Annotated in this window: 16 protein-coding genes; 8 read left to right on the top strand and 8 right to left on the bottom strand. The window is 63.3% G+C overall.

Going from position 1 to position 18,368, the window contains the following annotated elements:
• Positions 1 to 6: 6 nt before the first annotated feature.
• The 6 genes from AB0B66_RS18870 to AB0B66_RS18845 all read left to right on the top strand — a co-directional run bounded on the left by AB0B66_RS18870 (position 7) and on the right by AB0B66_RS18845 (position 8,616).
• Positions 7 to 4,827 carry a type ISP restriction/modification enzyme gene (locus tag AB0B66_RS18870; protein WP_360530954.1) on the top strand — a complete coding sequence of 1,607 codons (4,821 nt, stop codon included), beginning with the start codon at positions 7 to 9 and terminating at the stop codon, positions 4,825 to 4,827.
• A gap of 117 nt (positions 4,828 to 4,944) precedes the next feature.
• Positions 4,945 to 5,424 carry a hypothetical protein gene (locus AB0B66_RS18865; RefSeq protein ID WP_360530951.1) on the top strand — a complete coding sequence of 160 codons (480 nt, stop codon included), beginning with the start codon at positions 4,945 to 4,947 and terminating at the stop codon, positions 5,422 to 5,424.
• Positions 5,425 to 5,785: 361 nt separating this feature from the next.
• Positions 5,786 to 6,259: a hypothetical protein gene (locus AB0B66_RS18860; RefSeq protein WP_360530948.1), complete on the top strand. Its 474-nt coding sequence runs from the start codon at positions 5,786 to 5,788 to the stop codon at positions 6,257 to 6,259.
• A gap of 222 nt (positions 6,260 to 6,481) precedes the next feature.
• Complete coding sequence (locus tag AB0B66_RS18855) at positions 6,482 to 6,958, top strand: macro domain-containing protein (RefSeq protein WP_360530945.1); 477 nt, start codon at positions 6,482 to 6,484, stop codon at positions 6,956 to 6,958.
• Positions 6,949 to 7,608 (top strand): hypothetical protein, encoded by a 660-nt coding sequence (locus tag AB0B66_RS18850; RefSeq protein WP_360530942.1) that lies wholly within the window; start codon positions 6,949 to 6,951, stop codon positions 7,606 to 7,608. The genes AB0B66_RS18855 and AB0B66_RS18850 overlap by 10 nt, the downstream gene beginning before the upstream one ends.
• A gap of 108 nt (positions 7,609 to 7,716) precedes the next feature.
• The gene (locus AB0B66_RS18845; protein WP_360530939.1) at positions 7,717 to 8,616 is read left to right on the top strand and encodes a hypothetical protein; all 900 of its coding nucleotides are present in this window, start codon (positions 7,717 to 7,719) and stop codon (positions 8,614 to 8,616) included.
• Between the two features lie 295 nt (positions 8,617 to 8,911).
• Here AB0B66_RS18845 and AB0B66_RS18840 read toward each other — a convergent pair whose 3' ends face one another.
• The 7 genes from AB0B66_RS18840 to AB0B66_RS18810 form a co-directional block, all read right to left on the bottom strand.
• Positions 8,912 to 9,172 carry a bZIP transcription factor gene (locus AB0B66_RS18840; protein WP_360530936.1) on the bottom strand — a complete coding sequence of 87 codons (261 nt, stop codon included), beginning with the start codon at positions 9,170 to 9,172 and terminating at the stop codon, positions 8,912 to 8,914.
• Positions 9,173 to 9,343: 171 nt separating this feature from the next.
• A complete protein-coding gene (locus AB0B66_RS18835) occupies positions 9,344 to 12,259 on the bottom strand; it encodes a hypothetical protein (protein WP_360530933.1) in 2,916 nt (971 codons plus the stop codon).
• Positions 12,260 to 12,655: 396 nt separating this feature from the next.
• The gene (locus tag AB0B66_RS18830; protein ID WP_360530930.1) at positions 12,656 to 13,168 is read right to left on the bottom strand and encodes a hypothetical protein; all 513 of its coding nucleotides are present in this window, start codon (positions 13,166 to 13,168) and stop codon (positions 12,656 to 12,658) included.
• 50 nt (positions 13,169 to 13,218) lie between these two features.
• The gene (locus AB0B66_RS18825) at positions 13,219 to 13,542 is read right to left on the bottom strand and encodes a hypothetical protein (protein WP_360530927.1); all 324 of its coding nucleotides are present in this window, start codon (positions 13,540 to 13,542) and stop codon (positions 13,219 to 13,221) included.
• Complete coding sequence (locus AB0B66_RS18820; RefSeq protein WP_360530924.1) at positions 13,535 to 13,852, bottom strand: hypothetical protein; 318 nt, start codon at positions 13,850 to 13,852, stop codon at positions 13,535 to 13,537. The genes AB0B66_RS18825 and AB0B66_RS18820 overlap by 8 nt, the downstream gene beginning before the upstream one ends.
• A 5-nt stretch (positions 13,853 to 13,857) precedes the next feature.
• Complete coding sequence (locus AB0B66_RS18815) at positions 13,858 to 14,595, bottom strand: hypothetical protein (RefSeq protein WP_360530921.1); 738 nt, start codon at positions 14,593 to 14,595, stop codon at positions 13,858 to 13,860.
• On the bottom strand, positions 14,595 to 14,939 hold the full coding sequence (locus AB0B66_RS18810; RefSeq protein ID WP_360530918.1) for a type VII secretion target: 345 nt from the start codon (positions 14,937 to 14,939) through the stop codon (positions 14,595 to 14,597). The genes AB0B66_RS18815 and AB0B66_RS18810 overlap by 1 nt, the downstream gene beginning before the upstream one ends.
• 312 nt (positions 14,940 to 15,251) lie before the next feature.
• On the opposite strand from AB0B66_RS18810, the gene AB0B66_RS18805 reads away from it, so the two are divergent.
• Both AB0B66_RS18805 and AB0B66_RS18800 read left to right on the top strand, forming a co-directional pair.
• Positions 15,252 to 16,667: a HEPN domain-containing protein gene (locus AB0B66_RS18805; RefSeq protein ID WP_360530915.1), complete on the top strand. Its 1,416-nt coding sequence runs from the start codon at positions 15,252 to 15,254 to the stop codon at positions 16,665 to 16,667.
• Positions 16,654 to 17,337 (top strand): hypothetical protein, encoded by a 684-nt coding sequence (locus AB0B66_RS18800; protein ID WP_360530912.1) that lies wholly within the window; start codon positions 16,654 to 16,656, stop codon positions 17,335 to 17,337. The genes AB0B66_RS18805 and AB0B66_RS18800 overlap by 14 nt, the downstream gene beginning before the upstream one ends.
• On the opposite strand, the gene AB0B66_RS18795 is transcribed toward AB0B66_RS18800, so the two are convergent.
• Entirely contained in the window at positions 17,302 to 18,366 is a 1,065-nt protein-coding gene (locus AB0B66_RS18795; RefSeq protein ID WP_360530910.1) for a S8 family serine peptidase, read from the bottom strand. The genes AB0B66_RS18800 and AB0B66_RS18795 overlap by 36 nt on opposite strands.
• Between the last annotated feature and the right edge of the window lie 2 nt (positions 18,367 to 18,368).

Here is an 18,368-nt window from a genome sequence, read left to right as displayed (position 1 = left end):
GCACACGTGGCGACTACTATCCACGAAATCCTGCACGAGCTTCAGGTCACCTCGACCGATGAGCGCGACAAGGGTGACAAGTTCGAGCGCCTGATTGCCGCGTACCTCCGCATGGACACCTCGTGGTCCGACCGATTCAGCAACGTCTGGCTGTGGGCTGACTGGCCGGGCCGAGCCGGCAAGCCCGACACCGGCATCGACCTCGTCGCCGAGGAACGTGAGACCGGTGCCTTGACGGCGATCCAGTGCAAGTTCTACGACGCCTCCCACACGCTCCAGAAGAGCGACATCGACTCGTTCTTCACCGCGTCAGGCAAGGCTCCGTTCACCGGACGCATGATCGTCTCCACGACTGACAAGTGGAGCACACACGCCGAGGACGCCCTCGCCGACCAGCACATCCCGGTCACGCGCCTACGCGTGCAGGACCTCGACGAGTCGAGCATCGACTGGTCGCAGTTCAGCCTGAAGCAGCCCGATGTGATGACGCTCCGGGCCAAGAAAGTACTTCGCCTCCACCAGACGACGGCGCTGGAGAAAGTCCGCGAAGGCTTCCAGGCGCACGACCGCGGCAAGCTCATCATGGCCTGCGGCACCGGTAAGACGATGACCTCGCTCCGCATCGTCGAAGACCAGGTGGCCCTCGGCGGCACGGTGCTGCTGCTCGTCCCCTCGATCTCACTGCTGTCGCAGACCCTCAAGGAGTGGACCTCCGAGGCTGAGGTGCCGCTTCGTCCCTTCGCGGTGTGCTCTGACGTACGTGCGGGACGACGCACCGATAGCGAGGACATCTCGCCTTACGATCTGATTTTCCCCGCCACCACCGACCCCAAGAAGCTGCACGGTCAGGTGAGCGAAGGCCAGCACGGCGACAAGATCACGGTCATCTTCTCCACGTACCAGTCACTGCCCGCCGTGGCTGCGGCGCAGAAGGCCGGTCTGCCGGAATTCGACCTGATCGTCTGTGACGAGGCGCACCGAACTACAGGTGTAACCCTGGCCGGCGAGGACGAGTCGAACTTCGTCCGCGTGCACGACCAAAAGTTTGTCAAGGGTGCGAAGCGCCTGTACATGACGGCAACGCCGCGCATCTACGACGACGGCAGCAAGTCGAAGGCTGATGAAGGTTCGGCAGTACTCGCGTCGATGGATGACGAGGCGATCTACGGGCCAGAGTTTCACCGGCTCGGGTTCGGCGAGGCCGTCGGCAAGGGCCTGCTTGCCGACTACAAGGTCTTGGTGCTAGCAGTCGACGAGCGTGCCGTCAGCGCCACGTTCCAGCAACAACTCGCGGACGAGGACAACGAACTCGGCCTCGACGACGCCGCGAAGATCGTGGGCTGTTGGAACGGCCTGGCCAAGCGGGGAACCGCGGAGTCTGGTTTCGGAAACGACCCACGCCCGATGGCCCGTGCCGTCGCGTTCGCGCGTTCAATCGAGGACTCGAAGAAGTTCACCCAGCAGTTCACGCGCATCGTCGATCAGCACGTCAAGTCCCTCATGCTGGAGGAGGACGACGGCACGGACGAGCCGCTGCTGCGCTGCGAGGCCCAACATGTGGATGGCACCTTCAACGTGCTGCGCCGTAGCCAGAAGCTCGATTGGTTGAAAGCGCCCGCCGAGCCTGACTCATGCCGTGTCCTGTCCAACGCCCGCTGCCTCTCCGAAGGCGTGGATGTACCCGCGCTCGACGCGGTGATGTTCCTGAACCCGCGAAACTCGGTCGTCGATGTAGTGCAGTCCGTCGGCCGGGTCATGCGCAAATCAGACGGCAAGCAGTACGGGTACGTGATCCTGCCCATCGGCATCCCAGCCGAGATGACGCCAGAACAGGCGCTGACCAACAACCAGAAGTACAAGGTCGTCTGGCAGGTACTTCAGGCGCTGCGCGCGCATGATGAGCGCTTCAACGCGATGGTCAACCAGATCGAGTTGAACAAGACGCGGCCGGACCAGCTTCAGGTCATCGGCGTTGGTGGCTTCGAGGGTGAGCCTGGCGAACAGAGCAACCGTCCGCAACACGTCCAGCCGGCCTTCGACTTCCCGCATATCGGTGAGTGGCGCGATGCCATCTACGCCAAGATCGTGCAGAAGGTCGGCAGCCGCCGCTACTGGGAGGACTGGGCCAAGGACGTATCCGTCATCGCGGAGCGACACACGACGCGCATTAAGGCTCTGCTGGGCGACCCGACTCTCCACCTCAACGCCACGTTCGAAGACTTCCTCAACGGTCTCCGCGCGAACCTGAACGACGGCATCACGCGAGACGACGCCATCGACATGCTCGCCCAGCACCTGATTACGCGTCCAGTCTTCGAGGCGCTGTTCGACGGCTACTCATTCGCCGAGAACAACCCGGTTTCCAAGGTGATGCAGGGAATGCTCGATGCGCTCGACGAGCAGAACCTCGACACCGAGACCGAGACGCTGGACAGGTTCTACAGCAGCGTCCGCCTGCGGGCGGAGGGTATAGACAACGCTGAAGGCAAGCAGAAGATCATCACGGAGTTGTACGAGAAGTTCTTCAAAATTGCGTTTCCTCGTGCGGCGGAGTCTCTGGGCATCGTCTACACCCCGGTCGAGGTCGTAGACTTCATCATCCGCAGTGTTGAAGAAGTGCTCCGCCGGGAGTTCAACGCCTCAATAAGTGATCGTGGCGTGCACGTGCTCGACCCCTTCACTGGCACGGGCACGTTCATCGCCCGACTCCTACAGAGCGGAATCATTCGGCCCGACGACCTCCTGCACAAATACGCCCAGGAGCTGCACGCAAACGAGATTCTGCTGCTGGCGTACTACATCGCGGCCATCAACATCGAAGCCACCTTTCACGGAATCGCGGGCGGCGAGTACGTACCGTTCAACGGTATCGTCCTGACGGACACGTTCCAGATGGCCGAGGACGGCGACCCCATGGACGAGTTCATCTTTCCGCAGAACAACGAGCGTGTAGCGCATCAGAAGGGCCTGGACATCCGGGTCATCATCGGGAACCCCCCCTACTCCGCTGGCCAGACAAGCCAGAACGACGGCAATCAGAACCAGAAGTACCCGACGCTGGATGCCTCCATCGCCGATACCTACGTAGCTCGTTCAACGGCAACCCTCAAGAATTCTTTGTACGACTCGTACATTCGGGCCATCCGCTGGGCGTCAGACCGCATCGCCGCGTCGGAACAAGGCGGCATCATCTGCTACGTCTCCAACGGTGGCTACATCGATTCCAACACCGCCGACGGCCTACGCAAGAGTCTCGCCGAAGAGTTCCACGCGATCTACTGCTTCAACCTGCGCGGCAACGCGCGCACCGCAGGCGAGCTGAGGCAGAAGGAAAAGGACAACATCTTCGGACAGGGCAGTCGCAGCACCGTCGCGATTCTGCTACTCGTCAAGAAACACGGTGCTGTCGAGGGGACGAAAATTCGTTACCGCGATATCGGCGACTACCTCACTCGCGAGCAGAAGCTTGACATCGTCGCGAAGAGTTCGATTGAGGCAGTCGACTGGCAGGTCGTCGAGCCCAACGAGGCTGGAGACTGGATCAACCAGCGCAACACGGACTTTGCAAGCTTCACCCCCGTCAGCAAAAAGTCGGAGCAAGACAAGCACCAGATTTTCGGCCTTCAAACTAGTGGCCTGATGACGAACCGCGACGGTTGGGTTTACAACTACTCCCGTGCTTCCGTGCACCAGAACGTCGAACGCATGGTTGACCACTACAACAATGTCCTTGACGCTTTCGACGTGCACTGCAAGCAGAACGAGGTCGCGGACCGGCAAGCGGAAGCCGAGGGGTACATCCACTTGGATTCGACCAAGTTCGCCTGGGATCGCTCGGACAGGGCTCGGTTCGTGCGTGGCACTCGGCACAGGTTCGATCCGGAGTCGGTAGTCGTCGGCATGTACCGACCCTTCTCCAAGACTCATGTCTGCTTCGATCGGAAGCTCAATAACACCGTCTATAAACTGCCGGCCGTCTACCCCGATCCTTCACGAGCAAATCTGGGCATCTATGTGGTCGGTATGGGATCTGCTGTGCCGTTCTCGGTGCTGATGACAGACATGCTTCCTGACCGGCACTTGACGGGTGCTGGGAGCGGCGGCCAGTACCTTCCCCGGTACAGGTACGTCGAATCGACAGGCGAAGCCGACCTGTTCAGCGCTCACGAAGAGAGCACCCTCGAACGGGTCGACAACATTACCGACCGCACGTTGGGCGACTTTCGCTCGGCGTACGGGGGCCTCGTCACGAAGGACGACATCTTCTACTACATCTACGGACTGCTTCACTCCCCCGTGTACAGGAGTGAGTTCGAGGCCGATCTGAAGAAGATGCTGCCACGCATTCCGAAAGTTGCCACGAGCGAGGACTTCCATGCCTTCGTGGCCGCGGGACGGGAACTAGCGACACTTCATGTCGGCTACGAGCATGTCGAGCCCTTCCCTCTCGAAGAGGTCACGCGCCCGAGTGCGAACCCGGCAAGTCCCGACTTCTACCGCGTGCAGAAGATGGCCTTCGGCAAGGTCGGCAAGAACGCGGACAGGTCCACGGTCATCTACAACAGCAACGTGACGCTCAGGGGCATCCCCGCCGAAGCTCACACCTACATGCTCGGCTCACGGTCTGCTGTCGAGTGGATCGTCGAGCGGTACCAGGTGAAGACCGACAAGGCCAGCGGCATCGTCAACGACCCGAACGACTGGGCGGCCGAGGCGGGGGACCCTCGTTACATCATTGACCTGCTGAAGCGCATCGTGACCGTCAGCGTGGAGACGGTGCGGATCGTGAACGAGCTGCCGGCCCTGAAGGTCGACGCAGCGCAGTAGACCATCTGCCAGCCTGCGGGCATGTCTAGTGCCCGCAGCCTGGCCGCTCGGGATGGGGCTTTCCATGGATCACCCGCACTCGTCCAGCGGGGCGTCTGTTCCGCTACGGTCGCTGCCGTGACTGCGTATCTTGTGATCCTCGGCCACCGTGACGCCATTCGCTGGGTGTTGGCCGAGCAACGTATGGCGTTCCCTAGTACGCCGCGGATAGAGGTACGTGCTCTAGTAGCGGGCGACCGGCTCTACCTGTACGCCACACGTGGTGCCTGGCGGAACCCAACCCGTGACCGTGGACGCATCATCGCCAAGGCAACCGCTGCGTCTGCTGTATGCGCACTGGACGAGCCCGTGACGTTTGCAGGCAGAGACTTCATCTCAAGCTGCCCCTTAGCCGTTGAAGGCGTTGCGCCGTATCCGAGCGGCCTAGAGCTACAGCCCCTGGTCACCGAACTCGATGCCTTCCCCAAGCCACATGCTTGGAGTGCATACATGCGCCGCCCCCTGCTGCGACTCACCGACGATGACGTAGCGCTCATCGATGGGCACCTGAAGCCGATGCTCATGCGTCGCGAGGAAGCGCTCGCAACGTACCTTTAAGCACCAACTGCATCCGAAGATGCGTCCGTGAGGTCGATTCACAGGATGGCGTCGTCTCGCTTGACTTGACCGCGTGTCTTCTCGCTCGGTATCGGCATCGCTCGCTGTGGGAGCCGTGTTGCTGCTCGGCTGCGGATACGAAGCCACCTCCCCTGGCCTGTCGGACGGGCACTCGGCGGCCACCCCCAGCCGGCCAGCTCCCACGACAAACCCACCTGGACCGGCACGGACGCCGCCAGCAAGCGCCGACGTACCGCATGTCCGGTGGGCGGGACCGCTCGAGGACGAGCCCAGTCTTGTGCGACTACCACCGCTTCCGAAAGCCCGGCCGCTTCTCAACCGCCAGAACTCGGAAGGCTCCGTGTACGGCGGCTTCGCCCGCATCACTGTTCGCGGAGCGTGGAACGGAACTTCGACGTGGGATGTAGCGGACCGCCAGGTTCAGTGTCAGTGGCACAGCGGCGAGGTGCAATGGAAGGTCGGCGGACAACTCCTCGGCGAGTACCCGGCCGCGGCGCGGGACGGCCTCTCCGTTGAGATCTCCGAATGGCACAGCCTTCGCAACGATCCCGCCAAGGTGACCAAGACCCTGCTCTCGCTCTCGATCGAGGACGCGCAGGGCACTTCCCACGAGGGGTACGCCGTCTACCCCGACGCCATCCGCTCTGACAGACGGTCCCTGATCACGAAGGTCAGTCGCGACCGAAGGCAACTTTCGGCAACAGCCTTCATGGTCGCCCACCCGACGATCATGGGGACCCGTGACGATCGGATCGGTTGGATAACAGTCACCGTTCAGATCAGCTGTGATGGCAAGCCGCCCCTTGGCTTCTGACATTCTGACTGCCGTTAACCCGCCAGCTGACGACCAGGGCAAGAACTTGCCGTCTCGACACCTGAGTGACTAAGTCGTAGGCTGGCACCGGAGTGCGAGCCATGGGAGCGCCCCGCCTTCTTCCTACGAGGGCGGGGCGGTTTCGTCTTCATTACCTGAAGTGGGACTGCTCGTTGACCGCTGACAGCGTTGATCGCGAACGACTCACAGCAGACTGATGCCATGCCCGCGCTTACCGCTGTCGTCGGAGACGTCACGAAGCAAGCCGTTGACGCCGTCGTCACCACCGCGAACAACGCCCTGCGCATTGGTGGCGGCGTGAACGGCGCGATCCACCGCGTCGGCGGAACAGAGATCCTGCACGACTGCGTGACGCGGTTCCCCGATGGACTCGCTACGGGCGATGCCGGCTGGACAACTGCGGGAGACCTGCCCGCGAAGTGGGTCATCCACACGGTCAGCCCCAACCACAGCGCCGGACAGACCGACCGTGCACTACTCGCGTCCTGCTACCGGCGTGCACTGGAGGTTGCCGACGAACTCGGCGCATGCACTGTTGCGTTCCCTCTCATCAGCTCCGGCGCCTACGGATGGTCTCGGCGGGACTTCGTCTTGGAGGCGAAGCACCGCCCGGCTGACGTACAGATCTCGCTGTTGTACTCGTCGGCTCGCACACCTAGCCTGATTCGATGCTCCTAGCTGAGTCGCCGAACATCACCGACTGGCTTCAGGCTGTCGGCAGCATTATGGGGAGCTGCGTGGCCGTACCTGCCGCGGCGTTCGCAGGTCTCCTCCTCATGCACGAGCGGAAGGTGCGCAGGGAGGAGGAGAGCGACCAGGAAGCCGCGCAGGCACGCCTTGTAATCGGTCGCATCACGAACGTGACCTTCAGCAGGGGCCTATCTTCGAGTGGGCGTCCCACGTACTCGGTCAGCTGGTCCGTGCACAACTTCAGCGGACAGCCCGCTATGTTCGTCAATGTGGTGGTACACGATCAGGTGGATGGCGAGGACTACCTGCACCACAACCTCTGGGACCTCCTGGATCCCGCTGGAAAGGTCGGGGGCGAGGCCATCGTTACGTTGGCCGACGATGGAGATGGCGAAGTTGAACAGTCCCGGTTTCGTGTAGACCTGATGTACACAGACGCGGCTGGTAGCACCTGGAGACGCGCCGGCGACCAACAACCCCGACGTCTCAGGCAGCATCCTGAGCGTGGCTGGATCAAGGAAAATCCCCCGCCAAAGGGTGCTTGGGGTTGGGCGGTCGAACGCATCAGGGGTCCGAGGCTCCAGGCATACGAAGCGCGCGAGGACGGGCAGGACCCGTTCCACCTGCGCGACGAGTAGGTCACGCCAAGTCCGGATGGACTTTCCCGCCCGGACGCCACTTAATCGACGACATGCGGCGGATCCTCACACCCCCACGCATCTTTCTACCGTTGACACCATGTGACCTTGACCCACGAAGAGATCGACGGTTTGCTCAAGCCTGCACGCGATCTAATGATGGAACTGCGGTGCCACGTCCAAGCCGACACAGAGCGCCTCGATGAGCGCATCCTCTCTCCTGTCGACTCACAGTTGCGCAAGGAGATCATCGCAGCGCGTGATGAAGTTGGGTGCGAAGGCCCGTGGGATGCGCGCGTAGTACTGGACGAGCTGCTGATCTCGGCTGGCACTGTTCAGACCCTCTCGTACCAGGTTTACTCGATAGGCCGCTTGCTGCACGCGCCGGTGTCGATGCGAGCAGTCCAGGCGCTGGTACGAACTGCCTTGGAAACGGCTGCCCGAGCGTGGTGGTTGCTTGACCCGGCCCTAACGATTCGCCAGCGAGTCACGCGATCGATAGGTGTGACACTTCAAAGCATGAGAGACGAACAACGAGCGTGGAAAAAGTTGGGTGAGGCTGGTCCGCTGAAACGCTCAAATGAGCAGATTAACCACTTGGTCGAATGGGCTCGATACATAGGTTTAGCGATTACCGCCGATAAACTTGGCCAGCCGAGGTTGGCCGAGTTCACACCGAGCACTGCCTCGGAGATGGTCGCCAAGCTGGGAGACGAGGCCGGGGGAAGTCTTGGCGGTTCAGCCCTCTACAGCTGGCTTAGTGCGTCCACGCACGGCGCAGCGTTACACATGGTGCCATTTACGGATGGCGTTCCGCAGGTACCGCGTACCAACTGCCGCGAGTTGGCTTGGGTACTCAAGCCAGCCGTAATCTCTCTGCGCGCGACGCACTTGCGGCTGGCCGAATATGTCGGAGCGTCGTCCGTACATCGATCACGACCGTATGATGCCTTGCTGCGCGAACTTCACAGCAAGCGGAGCGACAAGACTCCGGTCGGCGTCTTTTGATCGGCTCTCCAGGGCCTTGGAAGGTAGCGGAACTAATCTGACTCGCCTTACTACGGGCTACAACTCGTGCAGCAAGCACGATGTGTTACACGGTCCGCGATTTTGTGATGACTGGGGACTTAGCACCCCGACACTCATACATACGTATCCGCTGGTAACGGGAAATTGTTCTTGCTCGGCGCGCTCTACTTTTGGTTACAGTCCAGTCAACCTGAGTTGACATAATTTCTTGTCGGCTTCAGGGCATGAAGAAGTCCGGGCGGCATCAAGCCACCCGGACTCCAGGTCTCCCTGCTCAGAAGAGCGCCGGCACTCCTGCAGCGCCGTCGTCCCCGCCCGTCTCGCCCACCTCTGCCTGGTCGGCCGTCGGTGCGTCGCCGTGGGAGTGCGGGTGGCCGTGGTCTGGGGCCTTCGCGAGCTCGGCACGCAGGTACAGGACCTCGTGCTGGAGCTGGTGCACCCCGGCGTTGAGGCGGACGTTCTCGGTGGTCAGGTCCGCGACCTTCTGCTCGTAGTGCGCCACGAGCACGCTGGGGTCGAGCTGCATCTGCTGCATACCGGTTTCTCCTTGAAGATATGTGTGGCCACGAAGAGCCGAACTGAATGTGGTCGAACGAATGCTATTTGCGGACCGGCGAGATTCATGTTGTCGTGGTCCCATTGGCCGTTGCGCTCAACGGATGAAGTCGCCTCGCCTAGAGAAAGCTGAACGACCTCATCCGTTGAATCAGGCAGCAGCGAGTTGCGTGACAGTTCCGTTGGATCCCCTGAAGAACAGAGCGCCGGCGTTGACGTAGACGACCCCGCCAGCGGTCGGGTTAGCAGTCGGCACCGTCGCTGCGTCGGCGATACCGAGGACACCGACACCACCGCCAACGCTCGTGGTGTTCAGCAGGAGGTTGATGTCGGCCCGGAAGCTGTCGTTGGTCCGCAGCCGGTCTGCCGCATCGCGGAAGAGGTTCACGTCCTTGGCGTTGGTGCCGTCGCCCCACTGCATCGCACCGGTAGCGGTAACCAGCCAGCGGGACGCGGCATCTCCTGTGGCCCGCGTCGTCAGCATCAGGCTGGTCGCCGTAGCCGACTCCAGACGTAGCAGCGGAGCCTGGGTGTTGCCCCCAGCGACGTTGTTGGTAAGGCTCATGGCGTTGGTGTCGGTGCTCTGAAGGATCGTCACCATGTCCGAGCCGCTGGGCGTAGTGCCGACGGACAACGCGCCCTGCACGGTGAAGTTGCCGTCCGTCTTGAGACGGCCAGCCGCCACGCGGTGCAGGTTCACGTCGCGGGTCGTGCCGTCGCCCCACTCCTGCTTGCCGTCGGCGTAAACGACCCACCGGCGCGATGCGTCTCCCGCGACGGCGGATTGGTAGGCGCGATCGGTCGTCGCCGTCATCTGCGCATCGAAGCCCGCTGCGGCCCCTGGGCTCGACGAGGGCTGGACAGAAACGCCGTGGGTACCCGGTGTACCCCAGACGGCTGCGATACGGGCGCTACGGCCGCCAGGGGCCGCGCCGAACGACAGGTTGCCCGTCGCACGCTCGACGCCGATCGCTGTACCGAGCACCGTGCCATCGTCGGCGTACCGCAGCACCTGCCAGTCGGTGCCGACGTTGCTGCCGCTCTCCGTGGTGTTGTTCGCACGGATGACCCAGCGGCGAGCCGTCGTCCCCATGTCCGACGAGTTCGCGAACACGATGTTCTTCTCGACGCTGTTGTTGCCGCCGATGCGGAAGCACGTATACCCCTGGCCGGTGTAGTCGCCAGCGGTGATTGCCTGTGCGCGCACGCTGAGGTCGGCCAGGTTGGTGCGGATGTTCGTGTACGCGATACCGATGACAGCGCCGTCGAGCTGTCCGTTGGACGCGCCGTACCCGCCACCCTTCGACTGGTCGATGAACGGGATTTCCAGCCGGCCCTGGAGCTGACCGTTCTCGTCGGCGACCTCCAGCTCCCAGTGCGCGTGGATGGTGCCGTGGCTGTTCGCTTCGTAGTGCGCGCCCTGCCACACGACGGGTTTCCACGAGACGCCGGTCGCTTTGGGGTCGCGGGTGGCGGGGTCGTACCCGGCGTACTTGGTGCCGGTGGACGCGACAGGCATGTAGAACGCCTGCATCGTCTTGGCGTCCGAGCGCATCAGGAAGTGCCGGATGCTCTCGCCGAACGACCCGGCGTTGGCGCGCTGGTATGCGTACAGGTTGAGGCGGCCGGTGGAGTCGGTTCCGATCCCATCATCGTCTCCGCCGCTGTAGGAGCTGCCGATGACAATGCCCGCGTTGTTCGAGCGGTTCGCCACACCCTTGGGCAACGCTGCGTACGCCGTCGTGCTGTACGTGCTGTTGACGACCAGACGGTCATCGGTGGTGAGGATGTTCGCTGCTTCGCGATACAGGTTCGTGTCCCGGCCGTCAGGTCCACCGCCGCCGAGTTCCATCCGGCCGGTGCCGTAGAGGACGAAGCGTGCCGAGGAGTCCGCGGCTCCCCGTACGTCGACCGCCCGGTTGGCGGTGTTCCCCAGCACCGCGCCGAAGGTGGCGTAGTTGACCGCGGAGGCGGTGCTCTGCTCCGCACGGATCGTGTGGCGGGCGCCGGCCTCCAGGACGTCGAGCTTGGCACTGACCGCAGGTGTGCTCGTAGCCGTCAGCCCACCGATGCCGACGACACCTGTATCGCGCTTGATGAACAGCGCAGTTCCCTGGAAGTCGCCCGCGTCGTTCAGCCGGTTGATGCGGAAGTCCGTGCCTGAGTTCGACCCGTTCTCCGCGGTACTGTCCGCCTGGATGCCCCAGCGTCGACCAGCGCTGAGCCCGTGACTGTTGTTGTTGAAGTACATGTTCTTGGCAGTACCGGCGGACGCCGCGACGTGGAGCGCTCCGTTGTCGGCCCCCACGACGAAGCGAGCGTCGCTCGTCTTGATGAGGGCCTGGTCGACGCCGACGTTGCCGTCCTCGTCGACGAACCGGACCTCGAAACGCGTCTGGATGAGCCCTTCGGAGTCGGGCACCTCGATGGACAGGTGACCGTGAACCTCGGCCTGTGGATCGTTCGGCAGGTAGTGCCCGACGATCGCGGCCAGCGTCGTGGGGTTGTCGGGATCGGTGTACTTGTCCCGCCACGCGATGACCGCCTTGGCGTTGTCCTTGCGCAGGTTCAGCCGGACGAGTTCGCCGTAGTGAGCCTCGTCGGGATCGCCAGCCTGGTTGTGCTTCTGCCACCTCTGGTAACTCTCCAGCTCGATGCGCGAGGTGGAGTCGAAGTTGTTCTCGCCCCCGGCCGCCGTGGAGATGAGCCGAAGAGATCGTGAGCCCTGAGCGTCGGTCGTGCCTACGGTGAGGTTCTTGTTCACCTGGACCGTGCCGCCAACGGTCAGGCTCGACGTACCGCCGGACAGGTTGAGCGAGCCGGTGAGCGTGCCGCCGGTCAGTGGCAGCTTCAGCGTCAGGCCGTCGTCCACGTACTTCTTCGTCGCTGCGTGCAGGTCCAGCGTCGGCGCTCCGGCAAGCGTCAGCGGACCGGTGAGCGTGCCGCCGGTCGTGTTCAGCATGTTGGGGTGAACGTGGTTCCAGTAGGCGTACGTCTGTGCAGGGCTGCCGACCGCCTTCGGTATGTCCGCAAGCTCCAAGACGGTCTCCGAGTACGGCACGACCATCTTGAAGTCGTCGGACAGCTCCTGGGTGGCGATACGCACGCGGTAGACCCAGCCGAACGGGACCACGTCAGGCGAGTCCGTAGCCGGTAGCTCGACAGTGAACTCGCCCTGTGCGTCTAGGTGCACCAGGAACGCTTCAGCCGCCATGATGACGTGTCCCGCTGTGTCGCGGAGGTCGCCGGGCATCGCGAACTGGACCCAGCCTTTGGCCGCGTTTCCCGCAGCCGTAACGATCTTCCCGTGAATGGTGCTCGTACGCACTCCGGGCGGAAATGGCATTGCACACCTACCTGTAGCCGCGCTTATCAGTTGAGAGATTTTCTCATCGCGGCGGCAGCATTAACGGCCTCCATGAAGATGGAGCAAGCCATCTTCAGACTATAAAGAGCTGCTGTTCTAGTTCGTGAGACGGGATGCTGGGGGCGCGGAATCACTCTCAGACTGAAGGCGTTCTTCACCGATAACGGCAGTACGGACCGTGCGCCGGTAATCGTTTATCAGCCGGGTCCACACCTCCTGGTCGAAGGTGGCCGGGTCGGCGCTGCTGGCATCGATGTAGTGGATGAGGGCCCACGCAGTGGTGTTGACGCTGTCATGCCCGAACAGCTCGATCGGTATGCAGGCGTAGAAGACGAGGTTGCGCTTCTCCCACAGCCGTTCTCGAAGATCGGCGTTTGCTGGCTCGCGAGAGTAGAACTTCAATGCGCGTAGCGCGTCGCTCGCCATGACGTGGAAGTGCGCGTAGGCGTCAACTCGCTCCTTGTGAAGCCGGAATCTGTCCTCCCGCGCGTGCAGCTCCGCTCGGACCCGCGAGGCTGTCCTCTCCTGTAGCCGAGATCCCACGACCCCGGCGAGTATCGCGATCACCCCGCCGAGCGCCGCGAGAAGGATCGACTCCCACAGATCCATGGCACCTCGCTCTTGGAGTGGGAACGCCACGTGGCTGTGCTCACATGGCTCTAACGGAGAAAGACTGCGGACGCCCCGAGAAAGACCACGAATCCCGCCAGGAACGCGGCACCAAGCTTCCAGGCTGGGGAACGTGAATCGGCGGGAGACTTGGCACGGTAAATCTGAACGGCGTAGTACAGGCCGACGGTGAACAGCGCTGCCGGGATACCGAAGACGACGAGCGCGATAGCAAGCTCGCTGCCAGTACGGTCGCCGCGCACCGTCTGGATCAGCAGACCGATCATCGGCACCAACCCAAGGAGGAACCAGAAGCCGATCGCTCCCCACGCCAGGGTTCGCCGGAAGCCGTGAGCGCTGGGCGGCTCACTCATGCCGAGCCTCCTCATCAAGAGCCTGCTGGAGCTGGTGCCTGTACACCTCGGCATAGTCGGTCATGCGTTGGAACATCTCGTCAGGGCACTGTTCCCGGAACTGCACGAACCGCTGAGTGGCATCCTGCAACGGTCCCGCAAGCTGCGACGTGCGGGCCAGGTCGTGCAGCTGTCCCCGGCCTGCCAGGAGATCGGTGGCCATCTCGCGGAGCGCTGGCGATGGGTTCGACGCCTGGATCTGCTTCAGCGCCGACGCCAAGAGGGCTCCAGTCACCGGATCATCATGGAGCCGCGGACCATGCTCGGTCATCACGCTCACCTCACCATCGGGTGGTCGTAGGGCTTACCGAGAGCAGGGATCGGACCCAAGTCCTCGATCTCCTTCAGGATGCCCACCAGCGTCGAGAACCCGGTCTGGAAGGCCATGTTCGCCATCTGCACGATCTTCGACGCCTTATTGATGGTTTGAAGAAGTTTCGCCAGTTCCGCGGCGGCAAGGGCGTAGCCTGCGACCGCTCCGATGACCGTCTCGCACAGGGCCGTGCCGGCTGCTGTGTAGATGAGGAACAGCAGGCCCTGGTCGACGATCGACTGCAACAGGCCCTTGAGAGCTTCGTGGAAGTGCCAGACGTCCAAGGCGAGCGCCTGGTACTGCTTCGCGGCACGGTCGAGCGCGTCAGCGTGCATGGTCAGCGACTTGCTGGTCGCGGTGAAGTACAGATGCGCCGCGTCCGCCGCGTTGCCGTTCCAGTGGAAGTCGAGGTCGGTGGTGGCTGCTCCGACATTCCCAGCGATCCCGCGCAGGCACTGGGACATGTTCGCCAGGGTGCTGCCGTAGGTGGAGACCTTCTCCCAGTCTCCGGAGAACGGCTCGACGATCGACCCGATGACGTCGTAGTCCGTAGCCCCCTTGATGGCCTCGTTGAGCCAGGCGGTCAGGCTTACCTGGTCGAGCAGTGAAGTCACGTTCACGAAGCCCGCGCTGACCGAGTCATCCACAGGCTGTGGGGTAACCAGGTGAACCGTGGGGTCGTAGGCGGTAGCGGCGCTCATCAGCGACCTCCGAAAGGCGCCGGTACGGTGTTCCGCGGAACTTCCGGGTATGTGGCGTCGAGCTTGCCCGCCGAGGCTTGGTCCGTCGTCGTGTACGCCTGCGCTGCCGCCGCCAGCTCCCGCGAACTTCCGGCCAGCGCCTGCACCGCGTTTGCCAGCCTTTCGCTCATCAGCCGCTGGAAGGCGTGATGGTCGTTGTTCATCGCGACGATGAAGCCGGTGCCAAGCAGCCCGAAGTCGACATGCCTGCCGTGGTAGTCCGCGGCTGCCCCCAGATGCTCGCTGCTGTCCTCGTACTTCCGGGCGGCAGTACGCACCGCTTCCGGCTCGACCCGGAACGCCATCCTGTTTCCTCCCCGTCTACAGAGCGCGTTCGTGCCGCCACGCTATCGAAGTTCCTTCACCCCCGGCAGCCCCTGTGGATAACTTCCGGGAGGCGGAAGCGAGTCGTACTTCCGCCTGCCCTTGAGCGCTACTTCCGGGTCAATCAGCCCGCATGAGCTGCGGTACTTCCGGGCAGAGCTTCCCCCTGAAACTCGGATGCGCAGTGAAGCAGGCGGAAGTCACTGTTGAGGCGGGCACCGAGCCGGCCGTGGCGATGGGCGGAAGCTTTGCCGTCGTCATCCCCTGGACTGCACCCTGAAGGAGACCCGGAAGTGCAGCGCTACGAGAAGACCGGAAAGTTCTGGGTCGTCAACGAACATGGAGCGCAGCAGGGGGAAGTTCGGGGCGGAAGGCTGACGTTCGACCCGGCGGAAGGCGGGATGCTGGAGGTAGGTGACAACTTCCGGGAGGAGGACGACTTCAGCGACCGGAAGTTGGTCGTGTGGGGGAAGGTCGGCTTCACCGGACTACCGGTCACGCTGCTTCACGTCTACGCCCTGCAAGACGGCCGGTACATCGTGAACCAGATTCTCGACGGGGGCCACTTCCAGGAGGCGGAAGTCTTCACGGAAGCAGTCGTACGCATCAGCGACCTTCCGGACTGGGTGTCGGCGGAGGCCATCAACATCGACGTGAAGAATGCGATCGGCGAGGACCGCCGCGCAATGTCCCTGGAGGTCGTCCTGCCGGAAGCGCAGGCTGCGACCTTCGCCCGCGGGACCTTGACGCTGCGCTTCACCTGGGATTACCACCCTGTCGAGTACGGTCGCGTCACGGTTGACCAGTGGCCACAGTTCGAGCTGGCGTACGATGAGCCGACGCCGTACACGACCATCGTCGATGACGTCGGCAACATCCTCGATCTGATGTCCCTTTGCGTCGACCGGCTTTGCGACGTAGACGAGCTGTACTTCCGTCGCGACGACCTTCCCGAGCGGTCCCTCGCTGGCACTTCGTTCCCTGGCACCCGACGTCGCATCGGCTTCCTGGCGGGCCGGAAGCAGCACGTGCCCATCGAGGAGCGCCAGCAGCGCAATCGAGTCCACATGCTGGCTTCATACGATGAAGTCGGCGGCATTGACGTGATCGCACGCTGGCTCGATACGGCTCCCGACCTGCATCCGATTCTCGGCTTCCTCAGCTCGATGAGGTTCACGAACGGCATCTACCCGGAGAACCGCTTCCTCAATGTGTGCTCCGCCGCCGAGGGCTACCACCGGATGCTCAGGCCCAAGCAGACGTACATGGATCCTGCGCAGTTCAAAGCCTTGCTCAAGTCGCTGAAGCAGCTCGTCCCCGATGAGCATCGACGATGGTTCGCCGAGGCCACCAACCATGCCAACAGCGCCAGCCTGGCCGAACGCCTGACCGACATGGCCATGGCGGTCTCCGATGTGAGCACAGCACTGGTGGGCGACACGAGCACCTGGGTCAAGGTGGTGAAGACGGTCAGGAACGAACTTACGCACCTCGAAGGAGGTCGCCCGCACTACGACGGTGACGACCTCCGCTGGCTTGCGGAGAGCGTCTACACGATTACCCGCGTCTATCTGCTGCTCCAGGCCGGTATGAGCATGGACTCCGTGGGCAACATCGCCAGGCGCGGGCCTGTCTGGTCCGTGAGGGACGCGATCAGGGCAGCCATCACCAACGTGGCGAAGCAGAGGGAATCTCATGGAACTGCATGAGCAGGCCGAGCGCCTGATCGCCCACTTCGATGCGCTCGGGCTGCAACCGAACACGGCGAAGCGCGGCTGGGACCACATGGGCGGGGTGCTGTCCGACGCGGCGCTGCAACGGCGGGCGAAGTATCACCGAGTCGTACTACCCCGTGTACGCGACCTCATCAGCGCCTGGCCCGACGCCGACACGGTAACCGGCTTCAGGCGGCGGATGGAGCACGACAGCCTCGCCGAGGTGCTGCGCTGGACTCGGCCCGCGAAGCTGCAAGTCATTGCCGACCTCACGGACGCGATGACTGACCTTCGGGTCGACACCGTCACCGACCTCCGCGACCTCCTGACTGACGACCAGCTGCGCCCGAGTGCGGTCCAACGCCTGCGCGTGGTGCACAACGTCGGCCCCAAGACAGCCGATTACCTCGCTATCCTGGTCGGCTCCGACGACCACATCGCGATCGATGTGCACTTGTTCAACTTTGCGGCACAGGCCGGGGTTCCCATGGGGTCGTACGACGGCCTACGCCGCGTCATGACCGAGGTGTCCAAGCAGAGAGGCTGGACGCTGGCGTCGCTTGACGCCGCCATCTGGCAGCACATGAGCGCGGCTAGCCAGGGTGCCCGCCGAGCCCAGCGACGTACGTCACGAGCTTCTACGCCGCCGAGCGAACACCCATAGAAGCACAGCTCCGAGCCCTACAAGGACAAGACAGCCCACGCCGATCGTGACTGCGATACCCACGGGGAACTCCGCGCCAGGCGCAGCAAGCCGTGATGTGCTCACCGGCGCCGGGGTGCTCACGGTGCCCCCTGGTTCAGAGCTGGCGACAGGAGCGGTCAGCGCAGCAACGAGGTTCGGCACACCGAAGCCGTACTGCGCGTCCCTTCCTGCCCCTCCCTTGTCCGTCGCTGTCGACGTCAAGCGCCGGATCACCTCGGATGCGCGCATGTCTGGGTACTTCGACCGGATGAGCGCGACCATGCCCGCGACGAGCGCCGCGGAGTTCGACGTTCCGTCTCCCACGGAGCGCCGGCCGCTGAGGTCCGCAGCGCTGATCCGCTCGGCAGGAGCTGCCAGCTGTACGGCTTCGCCCGACACTGATCCGGTCCAGAACTTGCCGGTCTTGTCGAGCCCCGACACCGCGACCACACCGGGATAGGCGGCCGGGTAGACCACGCGACTGTCGTTGGCGTTGTTGCCCACGCTGGCGACCACGACCACATCCTTGGCAATGGCACGCGAGATGGCCTGCTGAAGGACCAGGTCGTCGGTCTCGTGCCCGCCCGAGATCGAGATGACTTTGATGTCGTGGTCGACGGCCCAGCGCACGGCAACGCCGATCGCTGTCGCCGAGCTACCCAGCTTGTCCGACGTCTTCAGGGACACCACAGTGGCCTTGGGCGCGATCCCCTTGATCTGCCCGTGACCAACGATGAGGCTAGCCATCGCGGTGCCGTGGCCGTGCCCGTCGGTGAGACCATCGCCGGACATGCCGGAGCGGAAGTCGCCACCGGCTACGACCGAGCCCTTGAGGTCAGGATGGCTGGGGTCTACTCCAGTGTCGATGAGCCCGACCTTGACGCCCTCGCCCTGACTGACCCTGTGTGCCGCCGCGACGTCGAGGAACTTCAGGTACCACTGCCCGTCTGAGATCGCGTCTGCGGCAGAAGCTGGAGCAGCGAACAGCGCACTAGCGGCAGTGACCACAC

The sequence above is a fragment of the Catellatospora sp. NPDC049111 genome (assembly GCF_040648615.1).
In the GTDB taxonomy this organism is placed as follows: domain Bacteria; phylum Actinomycetota; class Actinomycetes; order Mycobacteriales; family Micromonosporaceae; genus Catellatospora; species Catellatospora aurea.
The sequence above is the reverse complement of the archived record's forward strand: the minus strand, read 5'-3'. Positions and strand labels throughout refer to the sequence as shown.